Genomic DNA, 19,027 nt, shown 5'->3' with positions numbered 1-19,027 from the left:
CACCGGCGTTTCCCCGACGCCGCGCGCCTGCGGGCTGCCACCGCCCTTTCCACCCGTCCCCTTTTCCGCCTGTCCGCCTGTCCGCTTTCCGGCGGACCGCCGCCGGCCGTGCGCCCCGCACACCGGCCGGCCTGAACCCGCGCCAGAAGGAGTCCTGCCGGATCACCACAGAGACGCTCATCACGACGCCGCCCACTGAAGAGCTACGGAGGAAGAGCCACGTGCCTGATTCACCAGCCGGTGAAGAGCCACAGCCGCCCGTCGACGAACATGTCATCTCCCGGCAGACGCAGTTAATTCCCGTCAACGCCTTACTGGCGGCCGACTCACCGCGGCTGGCGGGAGAGGTCGAGGAGCACGCCAGGACACTGGCCGAGTCGGAGGCCGTCCTGCCGCCCATCGTCGTCCACCGGCCCACCATGCGGGTCGTCGACGGCATGCACCGGCTGCGGGCGGCTGTGCTGCGCGGTGACGACCTTATCGAGGTCCGGTTCGTCGAGGGCACCGAGCAGGACGCCTTCGTCCTCGCCGTGAAACTCAACGCCGAGCACGGCATGCCCCTGTCCCGGCAGGATCGGGTGGCTGCGGCGATGCGCATCGTGGAGAGTCATCCGGCCTGGTCCGACCGGAGAATCGCGGCTGTCACCGGCCTGTCCCCGGGCGTGGTGGGCTCGCTTCGCGCCAGGGCCGGCGGCACCCCCCAACTCGCCCTGCGCACCGGGCGGGACGGCCGCAGACGACCCGTCAACTCGGCCGCCGGGCGCCTCGCGGCCAGCAGGGTCATCGCCGAGACCCCGGACGCCTCGCTGCGGGAGATCGCGAGCAAGGCGGGGATCGCGGTGGCCACCGCACGGGACGTGCGCCGGCGGATGCGGCTCGGACAGGACCCGGTGACGCCCAGACTCCGGCTGGCCGTCGGCACGGACTACACCGGCGAGGAGGCCGGCGGGCCGCCCGACGCGTCCGGGACACCGCTCTCGCCGCTGGTCTGGGAGAGCATGCTCTCCAGCATGCGCAGAGACCCCTCGCTGCGCATGTCGCAGATCGGCCGCAGGCTGCTGCAACTGCTGCGCGCCCACCTGTTCACCGCGGAGCAGCAGAAGGTCCTCATCGACGGCATCCCGGCCCACCGGACCGCCGACGTGGCGCGGATGGCCCGGGACTGCGCCTCCTGGTGGCTGCAGTTCGCCCGCGACGTCGAGGGCAGAGGCCCGGCCGAGGAGGGCGGAGCCGGGCAGCAGCGGGTACGGCAACTCTCCTCCGGCGCCTGAGCGTTCGGCACCACCTCGCAGACCGTCCCACGGGCTGCCGCACCGGCATGCCCGGAACACCCCCTACGACTCATGACACAACACGGCTGGTGAGATCAGCGGCACCGGCCAAGAAAGGAACTCAGATGGCCAATCCGTTCGACGATCAGCAGGGCCGCTGTCTCGTGCTCGTCAACTCCGAGGGCCAGTACTCCCTCTGGCCCGCTTTCTCCGCGGTGCCCGCCGGGTGGAGCGTGGCGTACGGAGAAGCGGGGCGCGAGGAGTGCATGGAGTACATCGAGCGCACCTGGACCGACCTGCGGCCCAGATCCCTGGCCACCGCGGTCGAGCAGGGCTGACGCCATGAGCGGTGGGGGCGCCGGACAGGGCGCCCCCGCCCGTCAACCGGCCGCGGGTACGGGACCGGTGCGGAACCGGTTGATCGCGGCCTGGTGCTTCGCCCGCAGTTCCGGGTCCCGCACCCCCAGGCCCTCGCGGGGGGCGAGGCCCAGCACACCGACCTTGCCCTGGTGCCGGTTGTGGTGCACGTCGTACACGGCTTGCGCGGTCTGCTCCAGCGGCACCACCTGGGAGAGCGTGGGGTGGATGCGTCCCCTGGCGATGAGCCGGTTCGCCTCCCAGGCCTCCCGGTAGTTGGCGAAGTGGGTGCCGATGATCCGCTTGAGGTTCATCCACAGATAGCGGTTGTCGTAGGTGTGCTCGAAGCCGGTGGTGGAAGCGCAGCTGACGATGGTGCCGCCGCGGCGCGCCACGTACACGCTGGCCCCGAACGTCTCCCGGCCCGGGTGCTCGAAGACGATGTCCGGGTCCTCACCACCGGTCAGTTCCCTGATCCGGGACCCGAACCGCCGCCACTCGCGCACGTCCTGGGTGTGCTCGTCGGACCAGAAGCGGTACCCCTCCGCGGACCGGTCGATCACCAGCTCCGCACCCATCCGCCGGCACGCCTTTGCCTTCTGCGGGCTGGACACCACACACACGGGCGTGGCCCCGCCGTTGAGGACGAGCTGGGTGGCGTACGAGCCGAGGCCGCCGGACGCTCCCCAGATCAGCACGGTGTCCCCCTGCTTGAGGCGCGCCCCGCCCGGCGAGACGAGCTGCCGGTAGGCGGTGGAGTTCACCAGGCCGGAGGCGGCGGCCTCCTCCCAGGTGAGGTGGCCCGGCTTCGGCATCACCTGGTTCGCCTTGACCAGTGCCAGCTCGGCCAGCCCGCCGAAGTTGGTCTCGAAGCCCCAGATCCGCTGCTCCGGGTCGAGCATGGTGTCCGCGTGCCCGTCGGGGTGGTGCAGCTCCACCGACAGGCAGTGCGCCACCACCTCGTCGCCGGGACGCCAGGCGGTCACGCCGTCGCCGCAGCGCAGTACGACCCCGGCGAGGTCGGAGCCGAGCACGTGGTACGGCAGGTCGTGCCGGGCCGCCTGCGGCGACGTCCTGCCGTACCGGGACAGGAAGTTGAAGGTCGGCAGCGGCTCGAAGATCGAGGACCACACGGTGTTGTGGTTGATCCCGCTGCCCATGACCGCGATCAGCACCTCGCCGGCGGCGGGCTGAGGCACGGCCACTTCGTCGAGGTGCAGGGACTTGCGCGGGTCCTTGTCCTTTCCGGCGAGCCCTTCGAACATCGCCACCTCGTCGGCGTGCAGCGTGATGCCCCGGTAGAACTCGGGCAACGGAAGGGCCGCGACGGCGTTCGGCTCACCGGCCAGGATCGCGTCGAGGATCTTCTGCATGTTTCGGGCCTCTTTCGATCGGTGCTGAGGACATGCGAATACGCGAGAGGGCGGTAACACGAGAGGGCGGTAACGCCAGAGGGCGGGAACGCGAGAACGCGGTAACGCGGTGGTAATGCTGCACTCCGTGAGCGCACCAGTCCAGCGAGCCGATGTGTGTTGCACACCGTGGCGTGTTCAAGTGTCCAAAACAGTCAGTTGAACACCCGGACTTCCGGCCTGCCGACACGAGGCGGAATGGACATTTCACACCTCGTCGGCCCAACCGGGCGCGTGGTCGTGGGGTGGGCGCCCCGGAGCGATCAACTCCGTGGTGGTCATGGGTGGCGGGACGGCCGGCCGGATAACCGCCGCCTATCACGAGGCGGCTTTCCAAGAAACTCTCCGCAGGGGTGAACAGCGCTGCTATGGCCGTTTCTTGACGGAGCGGGGGTGCTCGTGGATGCTGATCTCCAAGCGGGGTGGATCTTGCTCGAAATGACCTTCACCCCGGCGATTTCCAATTCGTCGACCTCCCGTACGGACGGCTGTTCAGTTTCTGTCAAGGTGATCAGAAAAAGCAGTTGACGATCTGATTCTTACGGCTTCCCGCAACTGCCGACGAGGAATTTCTCGTAGGTGCCCAGTGTGAGAGGACGGTCTGATGCCGGGCCGCGATTCCGAATCGCTTGTTGATCATTTCCGGATGACCTTCGGTGCGCACCCGCAGCACCAGACCTTCCGATTCCTCGTGGACGGTGAGGGCGAGCCGCAGCGCCTGACCGACGCCGAGGTCGACCTGCGGGCGCGCACCATCGCCGCGGTGCTCCGGGAGCGCTTTCCCGCGGGTGAGCGGGCGCTGATCCTGTGTCCGGCCGGGCTGGACTACATGGTGTCCTTCTTCGCCTGTCTGTACGCCGGCATCATCGCCGTACCCGCCTATCCGCCGGACCCGGCGTTCCTCAAGCGGACCCTGCCGCGCCTGGTCGGCGTCATCGAGGACGCCGAACCGGCCGTGATCCTCGCCCCGGCGGCGACCGTCGCCCTGGCCGACTCCTTCTACGAACACGCTCCGGCGCTGCGGGACATCGCCTGGTGCGCGGTGGACGACCTGGACACCGCAGCCGCCGACCGGTGGCGCCACCCGGGCAGCCGCCGGGACGACATCGCCTTCCTGCAGTACACCTCCGGCTCCACCAGCCGCCCCAAGGGCGTGATGGTCAGCCACGGCAACCTGCTGCACAACATCGACGCGATGTACGGCACCTTCTTCGCCCACGACCCCGACCAGCACGTGGTGAGCTGGCTGCCGCCCTTCCACGACATGGGGCTGATCTTCAGCCTGCTCACCCCGGCGTACGCGGGATTCCCCGTCACGTTCATGGCGCCGTACTCCTTCCTCAAGCGGCCCTTCCGCTGGCTGAAGGCGATCTCCGACACCGGGGCGACCGCGAGCGCCGCGCCCAACTTCGCCTACGACCTCGCGGTGGCCAAGGTGACACCGCAGGAGCGCGAGACGCTGGACCTGAGCAGGTGGCGGATCGCGGCGAACGGCGCCGAACCGGTGCGGCTGCAGACCCTGGAGCGCTTCACCGCCACCTTCGCCGACTCCGGGTTCCGGCTCACCGCGCACGCCCCCTCCTACGGGCTGGCCGAGGGCACCCTGATGGTCTCGACCGGCGACCCGGACGTTGGTCACGTCTGGCGCCACCTGACGCCGGACGCACTGGAGGCGGGCACGGCCGAGGACGCCGCGCCGGGCGAACCGTCCCGGACGCTGCTGGGCTGCGGCACCTCGCTGTCCGACCAGCGGGTGGCGATCGTGGACCCGCAGACCCTGACCGAGCTGCCCGACGGCCGCGTCGGCGAGATCTGGGTGGCCGGGCAGAGCATCGCCCACGGGTACTGGCGCCGCATCCCGGAGACCGAGGAGATCTTCCAGGCCCACCTGGCCGACACCGGTGAGGGACCCTTCCTGCGCACCGGCGACCTCGGCTTCGCCGACGGCCCGGAGCTCTACGTCACCGGCCGCCGCAAGGACGTCATCATCATCGCGGGCCGCAACCACTACCCGCAGGACATCGAACGCACCGTGGAGGCGGTGGACGGCGGCCTGCGGCAGGGCTGCGGAGTGGCGGGCTCCCGCGAGATCGACGGTGAGGAACGCCTGATCGTCATCCAGGAGTACCGCGGCAGCAAGGACCCCGCGGAACACCACCGGATCATCGGTGCGATCCGGGCGGAACTCGCCCGGGAACACGGCCTGCAGGCCTTCGCGGTCGCCCTCGTGCGGGCCGGCACCGTGCCGAAGACCTCCAGCGGCAAACTCCAGCGCTCCGCCTGCCTGGACAGCTTCATGAACGACGGCCTGAACGCGGTGGCCCTCTGGCGCCACGACCGCGACGGCGCCGCTCCCGCCGCTCCCGCAACCCCCTCCGGGAGCGAACGCGCCACGGACGCAACCGACTTGGCGCCGCCCGTCGTGGCGACCGCCGCCGAGATCGAGGGGTGGCTGAAGGAAGCGCTGGCCGACGCGACCGGCAGCCGGCCCGAAGCCGTAGACCCCGCCCTGCCGTTCGCCGCGTACGGCCTGCAGTCGGTGCACATGGTCACGCTGGCCGGTGACCTCGAACGCCGCCTCGGCCGCCCGGTGAACGCCACCGCGGCGTGGGAACACCCCACCGTGGAGAGGCTCGCCCGGCATCTGGCGGGCGAGCCCGCCACCGGCACTGCGGCCACCGCCACCGCTGCCACCGAGACTGCGACGGCTACCCCGCCCACACCCGCCGCACCCGCCGCTCCCGCCCGCGGCGAGGCCGAGCCCGTCGCCGTCGTCGGCATCGGCTGCCGCTTCCCCGGCGGAGCCGACGGCCCGGAGAGCTTCTGGCAGTTGCTGCGCGAGGGACGCGACGCGATCACCGAGGTGCCCGCCGAGCGGTGGAGGAGCGAGGACTTCACCTCCGAGGACCCCAAGGCCCCCGGCCGGACCAACGCCCGCTGGGGCGGCTTCCTCGACGGCGTCGACCAGTTCGACCCGGGCTTCTTCGGCATCGCGCGCCAGGAGGCCGCGCGCATGGACCCGCAGCAGCGGCTGCTCGCCGAGGTCGCCTTCGATGCGCTGGAGGACGCGGGACTGCCCGCCGACCGGCTGGCCGGCTCGTCGACCGGCGTCTTCGTCGGCATCTCCACCTTCGACTACGCCGTGCGCCAACTGCGCGACCTGGACGCCATCGACGCCTACACCGGCACCGGCAGCGCCCTCAGCATCGCCGCGAACCGGCTGTCGTACCTGCTGGACCTGCACGGTCCCAGCATGGCCGTCGACACCGCGTGCTCCTCCTCGCTGGTCACGGTCCTCCAGGCTGCCGCGAGTCTGGCTCAGGGCGAGTGTGATCTGGCGCTGGCGGGCGGGGTGAACCTGGTGCTGTCCCCGGCGCTGGCCATCAACTTCAGCAAGGCGGGCGTGATGTCCGCCGACGGGCGGTGCAAGCCCTTCGACGCCAGTGCCGACGGATACGTGCGGTCCGAGGGCGCCGGCGTCGTCGTCCTCAAGCCGCTCAGCCGGGCGCTGGCCGACGGCGACCGGGTGTACGCCGTGATCCGCGGCGGCGCGGTCAACTCCGACGGCGCCAGCAACGGCCTGATGGCCCCCAACCCGCAGGCCCAGGAAGCGGTCCTGCGCGCCGCCTACGCCCGCGCCGGGGTACGCCCGGCGGACGTGCGCTACGTCGAGGCGCACGGCACCGGCACCATGCTCGGCGACCCGATCGAGGCCAAGGCGCTCGGCGCCGTGCTCGGCGAGGGCCGCGACCCGGCCCGGCCGTGCCTGATCGGCTCGGTGAAGTCCAACCTCGGGCACATGGAGTCCGCGGCCGGCATCGGCGGGCTGATCAAGACCGCCCTCGTCCTGCACCACCGCGCGGTGCCGCCGACCCTGCACTACCGGGAGCCCAACCCGCACATCCCCTTCGACGACCTGCCGTTGCGGGTGGCGGACGCCCTGCAGCCGTGGCCCGACGGTGACGGCCCCGCCCTGGCGGGCGTCAGCTCGTTCGGCTTCGGCGGCACCAACGCCCACCTGGTGCTCGAAGAGGCACCGCCCGCCCCCGCCGCCGGCCGGCCCGCGCCCGAGGGTGCGGTGCTGCTGCCCGTGTCGGCCCGCACCGAGCAGGCGCTGCGCGACCTGGCCGCCCGCTACGAGTCCCTCCTGACGGACGCCGGACCCGGCCTCAGCCCCGGTGTCCTCGCCTCGGCAGCCGCCCTGCGCCGCACCCAGCACGAGCACCGGCTGGCCGTGACCGGCTCGACCCTGGACGAACTGCGCAGCGGCCTGGCCGCCTTCGGCCGCGGCGAGCAGGCCTCCGGGCTCAGCTCCGGCGTCCGGCGCGTGGGCCGGCGCCCCCGGCCGGTGTTCGTCTTCTCCGGGCAGGGGCCGCGCTGGTGGCCGGTGGCCGCGGACCTGCTCGACGGCGAACCCGTGTTCCGGGCCGTCATCGACCGGGCCGACGCGCTGCTGCGCCGGCACACCGACTGGTCGCTGCTGGACCAGCTCACCGCCGACCCCGAGCGGTCCCGGCTGCCGGACACCGCGGTCGGCCAGCCCGCGCTCGTCGCCGTCCAGGTCGCCCTGGCCGCGCTGTGGCGGTCCTGGGGCGTGGAACCGGCCGTCGTCGTCGGGCACAGCGTCGGCGAGATCGCCGCGGCCCACCTCTCGGGCGCGCTGTCCCTGGAGGACGCCCTCGTCGTCGCGCTGCACCGCGGCACCGTCCTGCACGAGGCCGCGGGCAAGGGCCGTATGGCCGTCGTCGGCCTCTCGCTGGACGAGGCGCAGCGGCTCCTCACCGAGCGGCAGCCGGGACCGGTGTGGGTGGCGGCGGGCAACAGCCCCGGTTCCACCGTCCTGTCCGGCGAGGCCGCCGCCCTGACCGAGCTGGCCGGCACTTTGGAGGCCGAGGGCGTCTACTGCCGGCTCCTGGAGTCCGTCGAGTTCGCCTCCCACTGCCCGCTGATGGAACCCGTAGCGGGCGAACTGTGGCGGCTGCTGTCCGGACTGACGCCGCGCGCCGCGGCCGTCCCGATGCTCTCCACGGTCACCGGCGAACTGATCGCCGGCGACCGGCTCGACGCGGAGTACTGGGCCGACAACCTCACCCGGCCGGTGCTGTTCGACAGCGCGATCACCGCGCTCGCCGAGTCCGGGCACGACGTGTTCGTCGAGCTGTCGCCGCACCCGATGCTCACCGACGCCATGACCGAACGGCTGTCCTCGTACGACGACACGGTCGCGGTCTCCTCACTGCGCCGCGACGAGTCCGGGCGGGCCGCCGTGCTGGCCGGGCTCGGCCGGCTCTACAGCACCGGGTTCCAGGTCGACTGGACCCGCGTGTACGGCCCGACCGGCCCCGTGGCCGCCCTGCCGACCTACCCGTGGCAGCGCACCCGGTGCTGGTTCGGGTCGGACACCGCCGTCCGTCGTACGGTGTGGGACGGCCACCCCGTGCTGCGCTCCTTCGTGCGCTCCGCGGTCGCACCGCGCGCCGACCACTGGTCCGCGCCCGTGGACCTGGAGGGCTTCGGCTACCTCAAGGACCACCAGGTGGCGGGCAGCGCGGTGCTGCCGGCGAGCCTGCTGCTGGACGCCGTGCTCGCCGCGGCCCACACCCGCCTCGGCTCCGACGCGGCCGTGACCGGCCTCCACCTGACCCGGCTGACCGCGGTGCCGGACCGCTGCGACGACGACACCGTCCAACTGGTCCTCCTGCCCGAGACCTCCGAGACCGGCTCACTGCGTGTGTTCACCCGCAGCAGTGAGGGCGAGGAGTGGGCAGAGGCGGCCCGCGGCTCCTACCGGCGCGCCGCCGCGCGGCCCGCCGCCGAACCGCCTGCCGCGCTGCGCGCCCGCTGCGCCGACGCCGTCGAGGCCGGTGACCACTACGCCGCGCTGCACCGCTCGGGGCTGTCGTACGGACCGGCGTTCCAGGGAGTCGCGGAACTGTGGCGGGGCTCCGGCGAGGCCCTCGCCCGGCTGCGCGACCAGGCGGAACTCACCGACGACCGCGGCGCCCACCTCGTCCACCCGGCCGTGCTGGACAGCGCCCTGCAGGCCCTGGCCGCAGCGCTCGGCGGTGCGAACGAGTCTGCCCTGAACGGGACTTACCTGCCGGTGCGGGTGGGGGACTTCACCCTCTACACCGACCGCGCCAGGCCCCGGTGGGCGCACGCCTCGGTCGCCGCACCCCCGCCGGACGCCGATGAGATCACCGACGCCACGGTCGTGCTGTACGACGAGTCGGACGCTGTCGTAGGCCGGCTGACGGGGGTCGCCCTGCGCCGGGTGAACCGTACGGACTCCGGCGACCCGGCGAGCCGGGACCTGTACGGGATCAGCTGGCAGGAGGCCCCGGCCGAGCCCGCCACCGCGGCCCGGCCCGGCCGGTGGCTGCTGTTCGCCGACCGCGGCGGCGTCGGCGCCGGCCTGGAGGCCGCACTCACCGCCCGCGGCGGCACCTGCGTGACCGTCACCGCCGGGACCGGGTACCGCGAAACGGGACCCGGCCGCTACGAGCTCGACCCCGAGAGCCCGGACGACCTCGCCGCCCTGCTGTCCGCCCTGCGCGGGACCGGCACCTCCGAGGACGGCATCGACGGCATCGTCGACGCCCGGGCCCTCGACCTCGGCCTCGCCGAGGACGCCGCCCCCGAGCAGCTCCTCGCCGCGCAGGACGCCGCCTGCGTCCCCGTACTCCGCCTGGTGCAGGAACTGGCCTCGGCCGAGCGGGAGTCGGCGCCCCGCCTGGTGCTGCTCACGCGCGGTGCCCAACCGGCCGCCGACGACGAGCAGTTCGCCGTCGCCCAGGCGCCGCTGTGGGGCCTGGCCCGGGTCATCGGGCTGGAGCACGGTGAACTGCGCCCGGTGATCGTCGACCTCGACCCGGCCCGCCCGGACGACGAGGCCGACCGGATCGTGGACGAGCTGCTGCTCCCCGGCGGCGACGACCAGGTCGCCCTGCGCGACGGCGTACGCCGCACCCCGGCGCTCCGCCCCTGGAGGGACGGCGGCACCGGCGGGCAGCAAGCACGGCGATGGCCCTTCGATCCCGCCCGCGACGGCAACCACCGCCTCCTGGCGGCGCGTCCGGGCATGCTGTCGAGCCTTCGGTCCACCGTGTGGCACCGCACCCCGCCCGGCTCCGGCCAGGTGGAGATCGAGGTGACCGCGGCGGGCCTCAACTTCAGCGACGTGCTCAAGGCGATGAACGCCTACCCGGGCGCCGAGGGGATCGTGCCGCTCGGTGCCGAATGCACGGGCCGGATCAGCGCCGTGGGGGAGGGGGTGACGCAGTTCCAGATCGGGGACGCGGTGATGGCGGTCGGAGCCAGCAGCATGGCGGCCTTCACCACCGTCGGCAGCGGCCTGGTCGCCCCGCTGCCGCAGGATCTGGCCTTCGAAGAGGCCGCCGCGGTGCCGATCGCGTTTCTCACCGCCGTCCACGCCCTGGAGCGGCTCGCCCGCCTCCGCAAGGGCGAGAAGGTGCTCATCCACTCCGCGACCGGCGGTGTCGGCCTGGCGGCCCTGCAGGTCGCCCGGCGAGGCGGGGCCCAGGTCTTCGCCACCGCCGGCACCGAGGAGAAGCGGGACCTGCTGCGCAGGCTCGGCGTCGAGCACGTGATGGACTCCCGCTCCCTGGACTTCGCCGACGAGGTCATGCGGGCCACCGGCGGACGCGGCGTCGACGTGGTGCTCAACTCCACCACCGGCGAGGCCCTGGTCCGCAGCATGCAACTGCTGGCACCCGGCGGGCGGTTCGTGGAGATCGGCAAGCGGGACATCCACGACGACAGCCACATCGGCCTCGGCTTCTTCAAGGACAACCGGGCTTTCTTCGCCGTCGACCTGGAGCGGACCATCCGCGAGCAGGACGACCTGATCGGCGAACTCTTCCACGACGTCAACCAGGGCTTCCAACAAGGGGAGTTCACTGCGCTGCCGGTGAGCGTCCACCCGTACGCCGAGGCCGCCTCCGCCTTCACCACGATGGCCAGGGCCCAGCACACCGGCAAGCTCGTGCTGCGCCCCGAGCGGAACGAACCGATCGCCAGGGGCCCGGAACAGGCCCCCGTCCGGCCGGACGCGACCTACCTGATCACCGGCGGCCTGGGCGCCCTCGGCCTGGAGACCGCCCACTACCTGGCCGCACAGGGTGCCCGGCACCTGGTGCTGGCCGGCCGCAGCGGCCCGTCGCCCGCGGCCGAACGAGCCCTGGCCCGGCTACGTGGCTCGGCGGAGGTCAGCACCGTCCGCGCGGACCTGTCCCGGCGCGAGGACGTCGAGGAGGTCCTGGCCGGGATCGACGCCACGATGCCGCCGCTGGCCGGTGTCGTGCACGCCGCCGGCGTCCTGGACGACGGGTTGCTGACCGGACTCGACCAGGAACGGTTCCGCGCCGTCGCCGCCCCGAAGTCGATCGCCGCCTGGCATCTGCACTGCGCCACCGCCGAGCGCGAACTGGACTTCTTCGTCCTGTACTCCTCGGCCGCCGCGGTGCTCGGCTCGCCCGGCCAGGGCAACTACGCCGCCGCGAGCGCCTTCGTCGACACCCTCGCCCACCACCGCAGGTCCCGCGGCCTGCCCGCGCTCAGCATCGACTGGGGCCCGTGGTCCGAGATAGGCCTCGCGGCCCGGCCCGACCGCGGCGGCGCCCTGTCCGCCCGCGGTGTCGAGAGCATCAGCCCCGAACAGGGCATCGCCACCCTGGACCTGCTGCTGCGCGGCTCCGCCGTCCAGGTCTGCGTCCTGCCGCTGGACCGCGACAAACTGCGCGGTCACACCGGCGGGGGCCTGCTGCGCACCCTGGCCGACCGCTCCGGCGAGGCCCAGGCGGGCCCGCAGGGACAGGACGACGTACGGCGCAGGATGCTCGCGGTCGAACCCGGTCGCCGCCGCAGGGCGGTGCTGCTCGACCACTGCCGGGCCGCCGCGGCCCGTGTCGTCGGCACCGAACCGGCCGCGATCGACACCAGCGCCCCGTTCACCGCCATGGGCTTCGACTCCCTGCTCTCGCTGGAACTGCGTACGGGACTGGAGTCCTCCCTCGGTGTGACGCTGCCCTCCACCGTCACCTGGCGCTTCCCCACCATCGACCAGCTGGTGCCCTTCCTGGCCGAGCGGATGGAGATCCAGCTGGAGGCCGCCCAGGCGGCGACCGAACCGCCGCGCGAGCGCACGCCCGTACCCGCCGCCCGGTCCGCCACGCCGACACCCGCCGCAGACGACGGGCCTTTGGACCTCGACACGATGTCGGCCGCCGAACTCGAAGCCCTGCTGCTGGCCAAGACGAACCAGCTCGACGAAGGGGGTCAGTCATGACGGGACAGGGACAGCAGGGTGTGTCGGCCGACACGCTCAAGCGCGCCTATCTGACCATGGAGCGGCTGCAGCGCCAGGTCGAGGAGTACGAGCGGGCCCGCAGCGAACCGATCGCCATCGTGGGCGTCGGCTGCCGCTTCCCCGGCGGTGTCACCGACACCGACACCTACTGGCAGCTGCTCACCAGCGGCGTCGACGCCATCCGGGACATCCCCGCGGACCGGTGGGACAACGACGCCTTCTACGACGAGGAGCCCGGCAAGCCGGGCACGATCAACACCCGCTCCGGCGGATTCCTCGACCGCATCGACCAGTTCGACCACGAGTTCTTCGGCATCTCCCGGCGCGAGGCGCTGGCCATGGACCCGCACCAGCGCCTGACCCTGGAAGTGGCCTGGGAAGCGCTGGAGAACGCCGGTCAGGCCCCCTCCGGCCTGGCCGGGAGCCGCACCGGCGTGTTCATGGGCGTGGCGTCCTCGGACTACGTCACCGCGCAGATCCGCCAGGCCGAGGACGTCAGCGCCTACACCAGTTCGGGCGCGGCCCTCAGCTTCATCCCCGGCCGTATCGCCTACCTCCTCGACCTGCGCGGCCCCAACCTCGCCGTCGACACCGCCTGTTCCTCCTCCCTGGTGGCGGTGCACCAGGCGTGCCAGAGCCTGCGCGCGGGGGAGTCCGACCTGGCGCTCGCCGGCGGCGTCAACGTGGTGCTGTCCCCGGTGCTGCTGATCTCCCAGTCGCAGTTCGGCTCGGTGTCCAAGCAGGGGCGCGCGATGTCCTTCTCCGACAGCGCGGACGGCTACGTGCGCGGTGAAGGGTGCGGAGTCGTCGTCCTGAAGCGGCTCTCCGACGCGCTGCGCGACGGCGACCGCGTCCTCGCCACGGTCCGCGGCGGTGCGGTCAACCAGGACGGCCGCAGCTCCGGCATCACCGCCCCCAACGGAGCGGCCCAGCGCGAGGTGTACCGGGCCGCCCTCGCCGCGAGCGGAGTCGAGGCGCGCCAGGTCGGCCTCGTCGAGACGCACGGCACCGGCACCCGGCTCGGCGACCCGATCGAGGCCGAGTCCCTCGCCGACGTCTACGGGCGCCCGGAGGGCGACCCCGTGTACCTCGGTGCCGTCAAGACCAACCTCGGCCACCTGGAGGCCGCGGCCGGCGCCGCCGGACTGATCAAGGCCGCGCTGTGCCTGGCACACGGCGAGATCCCGCCCAACCTGCACTTCACCCGGCTGAACCCGAACATCTCCTTCACGGGCACCACCTTCGAGGTGCCCACGCAGGTCACCCCCTGGCCCGCGCCGGACGGACCCCGCTTCGCGGCCGTGAGCAGCTTCGGGCTCAGCGGCACCAACGCGCACCTGATCCTGGAGCAGGCCCCGCCGGCCCCCGAGCCCGCGCCCGAGCCCGCCCCCGAGGCACGCCGCCCCGCCTCGGTCCTCACCCTGTCGGCCAGGAGCGAGACCGCCCTGGCCGGCCTCGCGCGCCGCTACCGGGACCGGCTCACCGCCGCGGACGACGCCTCGCTGGCCGACCTGTGCCACTCCGCCGGCACCGGCCGCTCGCACTTCCGGCACCGGCTCGCGGCCGTGGGCGCCACCCGCCAGGAGATGGCCGACCGGCTGGACGCGTTCCTGCGCGGTGACATCGGCCCGGGCCTGGCCCACGACGAGGCCGAGAACACCGAGGTCGCCTTCCTCTTCACCGGCCAGGGCGCCCAGCGCCCGGGCATGACGGCCCGCCTTTACCAGACGCAGCCCACCTTCCGCCGGGCCGTCGACACCTGTGCCGAGATCCTGCAGCCGCTGCTGGAACGGCCCCTGCTGTCCGTGCTGTTCCCCAGTGACCCCGGGGACCGCAGGATCAACGACACCGCCTACGCCCAGCCGGCCACCTTCGCCGTGGAGTACGCGATGGCGCAGCTGTGGCGGTCCTGGGGCCTGGAGCCGGCCGCCGTCCTCGGCCACAGCTTCGGCGAGTGCGTGGCCGCCTGCGTCGCGGGCGCGATGTCGCCGCAGGACGCCCTCGCGTTCACCGTCGAACGGGCCCGCATCATCCAGGAGTTCTCCAAGCCCGGCACGATGGCCGCGGTGTTCGCCCCCGAGGCGGAGGTGGCCGCCCGGCTCGCCGACGACCTCGACCGGATCTCCATCGCCGCCGTCAACGGCCCGAAGAACACCACCATCTCCGGGGAGCGGGAGCTGGTGGAGGAGGTCTGCGCCGAGTTCGCCGCCCGCGGTGTCACCACCAAGGCGCTGCACATCGCCTCCGCGGGCCACTCACCGCTCATGGACCCGGTGCTCGACCCGCTGCGCAAGGCCGCGCGGAAGATCGCCTTCACCGCCCCCACGATCCCGCTGGTCTCCAACGTGTCCGGCGACCTGTGGCCGTGGGACCGGGCGCCCGAGGCCGACTACTGGTGCCGGCACGTCCGGGGGACCGTACGGTTCGCCGACGGCGTGCGGACCCTGCACGACCTCGGCTACCGCGCCTTCCTGGAGGTGGGCCCCGCGCCCACGCTGCTCGGGCTGGTCAGCGACGCCCTGCCGCCCGACCACGACGACCTGCTGCTGCCCAGCCTGCGCCCGGGGACCGACGACTGGGAGGTCCTGCTGCCGACCGTCGCGGCCCTGTACGCCCGCGGCGCCACCATCGACTGGGCCGGCTTCGACCGCGACTGCACGCGGACGAAGACCGCACTGCCCACCTACGCCTTCGACCCCACCGAGTGCTGGCAGCCGCCCAGGGCGTGGCACGGCGCCGGGCTCGCCGCCGGGGACGTGGACGTCGCCGCCGACGGCACCGACGAGGCCGTACCCGCCGCGATGAGCCAGGAGCCCGCGGCCCCGGCCCGGCGTCGCGGCCGGCGCCGGCAGAGCCCGATCCCCACGGCCGAGGAGCTGCTGAGCCTGCCCGAGGAGGAGCGGCTGCCCAGGCTCACCGACCAGTTCGTGGCCGGCGTCAGGGGCGTGCTCGGCTCGGTGTCCGCCTCCGCCGGTCTGGACGAGCCGCTGACCGGCCTCGGCCTGGACTCGCTGATGGCCGTGGAACTGCGCAACGACATCCAGAGCCGGCTGAACGTCACCCTGCAGGTCACCGACTTCCTCGGCGGCGCCACCATCAGCACCGTCGCGGAAACCATCCTCGCTCAGCTCTCCGCCGAGGACGAGGCAGCCCCGGTCCCAGGCAGCGCGCCCGCCCGGGGAGCCGCAGGCGCGCGATCCGCGCCGATCCGCCGCCGCCGACGGCGTACTGACGACAGCGTCGCCGCCGATGTGCTGGCGCAGCTGGGCGAGCCCGCGTCCGGCGAGGAACCGCCGGCCGCCGGGGGAGGGGACCAGCCGTGACCGACGACCTCGCGGCACGGCTGGCCGCCCTGTCCCCGGAGCAACGGGCCCGGTTCGAAGCACTGATGGCCGAGCGGGAAGCGACCGAGGACCTCTTTCCCCTGTCCGTCCTGCAACGCGGAACCTGGTTCCTCGAACAGCTCCGGCCGCTCAACCCCGGCTACATCGTGCCCGGCGCCGCCCGGGTCACCGGACCGCTGGACGCCGGCGTGCTGCGGGCCGCCGTCGCCGAGATCGTGCGGCGCCACGAGGCGCTGCGCACCACCTTCCGCGTCGAGGACGGCGTCCCGGTCCAGGTCGTGCACCACGACCTGACCGTGGACGTCCCCGAGATCGACCTGCGCGGCGACAGCTTCACCGCCGCCGAGCGGCAGCGCCGCATCGACGAGGCACTTGCCGAGCCCCTCGACATCACCACCGGACCGCTGCTGCGGGTGCAGCTGCTGCGCACCGGCCCCGACGAGTCGGTGCTCGTGACCGCCATGCACCACCTGGTCTCCGACCGCTGGTCCACCGCGGTGTTCCTGTCCGAACTGTCCGAGCTCTACGAGGCGTTCGCCGCCGGCCGGCCCTCGCCGCTGCCCGAGCTGGAGATCCAGTACGGCGACTTCTCCGAATGGCAGCACCAGCAGCAGGCCGAGGGCGCCTGGGACGAGGACCTGGCGTACTGGCGAGCTCACCTGGAGGGCGCCCCCTCGGCGCTCGACCTGCCCACCGACCGGCCCCGCCCGGCCGTGCAGGGCTTCAACGGCCACTTCGTGCCCGTCGAGCTGCCCCCGTCGCTGATGCGGGAGCTGGGCGCGCTGGCCGGCCGGCACGGCGCCACACCGTACATGGCTCTGCTCGCCGTGCTCCAGATCCTGCTGCAACGCCACAGCGGTCAGGACGACATCGTCGTCGCCGTGCCCATCGCCCAGCGGGACCGCGCCGAAGTCGAGCCGGTGATCGGATACTTCGTCAACACCCTGGCGATCAGGGGCGACTTGAGCGGCAACCCTTCGTTCACCACCGTCCTGGCCCGGGTCCGGGACGCCTGCATGGGCGCCTACGCCCACCAGGACGTGCCCTTCGAACTCGTGGTGTCCGGCCTGAAGCCGGCCCGCGACCTCAGCCGGCCGCCGCTCGCCCAGATCAGCTTCAGCTACGGCCGCGAGCCCGTACCGCCCCGGGCCCTCGGCGGTGCACATCTGAGCCGGCTGCCGGTCAACAGCCAGGGCGCCCGCTTCGACCTGGAGCTCCAGGCGTTCGACACCGACGGCGGTCTCACCGGCTGGTTCGAGTACGACCGCGACCTGTTCGACGAGGCCACCGTCGTCCGCCTGGCCGCCCGCTTCTGCCGCCTGGCCGAACAGGCCGCCGCCCGTCCGGACACCCCGGTGGACGACTTCGAGCTGCTGGACGACGCCGAGCGGCAGCTGGTCCTCGGCGACTGGAACGCCACGGAACACGACTGGGGCACGGCCGGCCTGGTGCACGAGTGCATCGAGGAGCAGGCCCGCCGCCACCCGGACGCCGAAGCCGTCCGGTACGCAGGCCGGTCCCTGACCTACGACGACCTCAACCGCCGCGCCAACCGGCTCGCGCACCGGCTGCGCCGCCACGGCGTCGGCCCGGGCGTCGTCGTCGGCGTGGCCATGGAACGCTCCCTCGACCTCGTGGTGAGCCTGCTGGCGGTGCTCAAGGCCGGCGGCGCGTACACCCCGCTGGACCTCGACCTGCCGGCCGCACGCCTCGCGGACATCGTCGAGGACGCCCGGCCGCCGGTGGTGCTCACCCATGGCTCGGTGCCCGACGGGCTGCCCCCGCTCAACTGCTCCGTGCTCGACGTCGACGACCTCGCCGCCGAACTGGCCGAGGAACCCGACGACGACCCCGGCGTCGTCGTGCACGGCGAGGATCTGGCCTACGTCATCTTCACCTCGGGCTCGACCGGCCGGCCCAAGGGCGTGATGAACGTCCACGCCGCCCTGCGCAACCGGCTGCTGTGGATGCAGGACGCCTACGGCCTGGACGCCTTCGACCGGGTGCTGCAGAAGACCCCGTTCTCCTTCGACGTCTCGGTGTGGGAGTTCTTCTGGCCGCTGATGACCGGCGCCACCCTGGTCGTCGCCCGCCCGGGCGGCCACCGCGACAGCGGCTACCTGGCCGGCCTCGTCCAGGACGAGGCCGTCACGACCCTGCACTTCGTCCCTTCCATGCTCCAGGTCTTCCTGACCGAACCGGTGGAGAAGTGCACCAGCCTCCGGCGGGTCATCTGCAGCGGTGAGGAGCTGACCCGGGACCTGCACGACCGGTTCCTGGCCCGCTCCCGGGCCGAGCTGCACAACCTCTACGGCCCCACCGAGGCCGCCATCGACGTCACCGCCTGGCACTGCCGCCGCGACGACGCCGACCGCCGGCCCGTCCCCATCGGCCGCCCCATCGCCAACACCCGGCTGTACGTGCTCGACGGGCGGCTGCGCCCGGTGCCCGTCGGGGTGCCCGGCGAACTCCACATCGGCGGGCGGGGCTTGGCCCGCGGCTACCTGAACCGCCCCGACCTGACCGCCGAGCGGTTCATCGACGATCCCTTCGTCCCCGGCGAACGCCTCTACCGCACCGGCGACCTGGTGCGGCACCGGGCCGACGGCGCCCTGGAGTTCCTCGGCCGTCTGGACCACCAGATCAAGCTGCGCGGTCTGCGCATCGAACTCGGCGAGATCGAGGCCGTGTTGACGACGCACGAGGCGGTCCGCGAGGCAGTGGTGGTCGCCCGTGAGCACGCACCCGGCGACGTCCGGCTCGCGGCGTACGTCACCTGCACCGGCGACACCGCGCCGTCCCCCGGTGACCTGGCCGCCCAGCTGCGGCAGCGGCTGCCGGAGTACATGGTGCCGGCCTCCGTCACCGTCCTGGAGCGCCTCCCGCTGACCCCCAGCGGGAAGACCGACCGCAAGGCCCTGCCCGTGCCCGAGTCCGCCCGGCCCGACCTGGAGACCCGCTTCGTCGCGCCGCGCGACAAGACGGAGCACGCCCTCGCCGGGATGTGGCGCGAGCTGCTCGGCGTGGAACGCGTGGGCACCCGCGACAACTTCTTCGACCTCGGCGGGCACTCGCTGCTCATGGCCGAGTTCCGCACCGTCCTCGCCGCCTCCCTCGGCCACGAGCTGACCATGGTCGAGCTCTTCCAGCACCCCACGGTCGCATCGCTGGCCGAGTACCTCGGCAGAGCACAGGCGGCAGAGGCCGGCTCCCCGAACGGCGCCCGCGAGCGCGCCGAGAACCGTAGACAGTCCCGCAACCGGCGGCAGCAGGCGGCCGAACGTCGGGCTCTTTCCCGCGAGGACAGGTGATCAC

Annotated in this window: 6 protein-coding genes; 5 read left to right on the top strand and 1 reads right to left on the bottom strand. The window is 73.0% G+C overall.

Annotated elements, in window-relative coordinates; genetic code table 11:
• Window positions 1-221 precede the first annotated feature (221 nt).
• Together ACWD35_RS11860 and ACWD35_RS11855 are read left to right on the top strand one after the other, a co-directional pair.
• Window positions 222-1,271: a ParB/RepB/Spo0J family partition protein gene (locus ACWD35_RS11860; RefSeq protein ID WP_451351033.1), complete on the top strand. Its 1,050-nt coding sequence runs from the start codon at window positions 222-224 to the stop codon at window positions 1,269-1,271.
• Window positions 1,272-1,396: 125 nt separating this feature from the next.
• Complete coding sequence (locus tag ACWD35_RS11855; RefSeq protein ID WP_451351032.1) at window positions 1,397-1,609, top strand: MbtH family protein; 213 nt, start codon at window positions 1,397-1,399, stop codon at window positions 1,607-1,609.
• Between the two features lie 42 nt (window positions 1,610-1,651).
• Here the strand turns inward: ACWD35_RS11855 and ccrA are convergent, their stop codons facing one another.
• Complete coding sequence (gene ccrA, locus ACWD35_RS11850) at window positions 1,652-3,001, bottom strand: crotonyl-CoA carboxylase/reductase (RefSeq protein WP_451351031.1); 1,350 nt, start codon at window positions 2,999-3,001, stop codon at window positions 1,652-1,654.
• A 685-nt stretch (window positions 3,002-3,686) separates the two neighbouring features.
• Here ccrA and ACWD35_RS11845 point away from each other — a divergent pair.
• The 3 genes from ACWD35_RS11845 to ACWD35_RS11835 are packed head-to-tail and all read left to right on the top strand — an operon-like array spanning window position 3,687 to window position 19,023.
• Entirely contained in the window at window positions 3,687-12,347 is an 8,661-nt protein-coding gene (locus ACWD35_RS11845) for an SDR family NAD(P)-dependent oxidoreductase (protein WP_451351030.1), read from the top strand.
• Complete coding sequence (locus ACWD35_RS11840; protein ID WP_451351029.1) at window positions 12,344-15,691, top strand: type I polyketide synthase; 3,348 nt, start codon at window positions 12,344-12,346, stop codon at window positions 15,689-15,691. The genes ACWD35_RS11845 and ACWD35_RS11840 overlap by 4 nt, the downstream gene beginning before the upstream one ends.
• Window positions 15,688-19,023: a non-ribosomal peptide synthetase gene (locus ACWD35_RS11835; RefSeq protein ID WP_451351028.1), complete on the top strand. Its 3,336-nt coding sequence runs from the start codon at window positions 15,688-15,690 to the stop codon at window positions 19,021-19,023. The genes ACWD35_RS11840 and ACWD35_RS11835 overlap by 4 nt, the downstream gene beginning before the upstream one ends.
• Window positions 19,024-19,027: the final 4 nt, after the last annotated feature.

The organism is Streptomyces sp. NPDC002671 (assembly GCF_053592475.1).
This window is presented reverse-complemented; position numbering and strand designations above follow the sequence as displayed.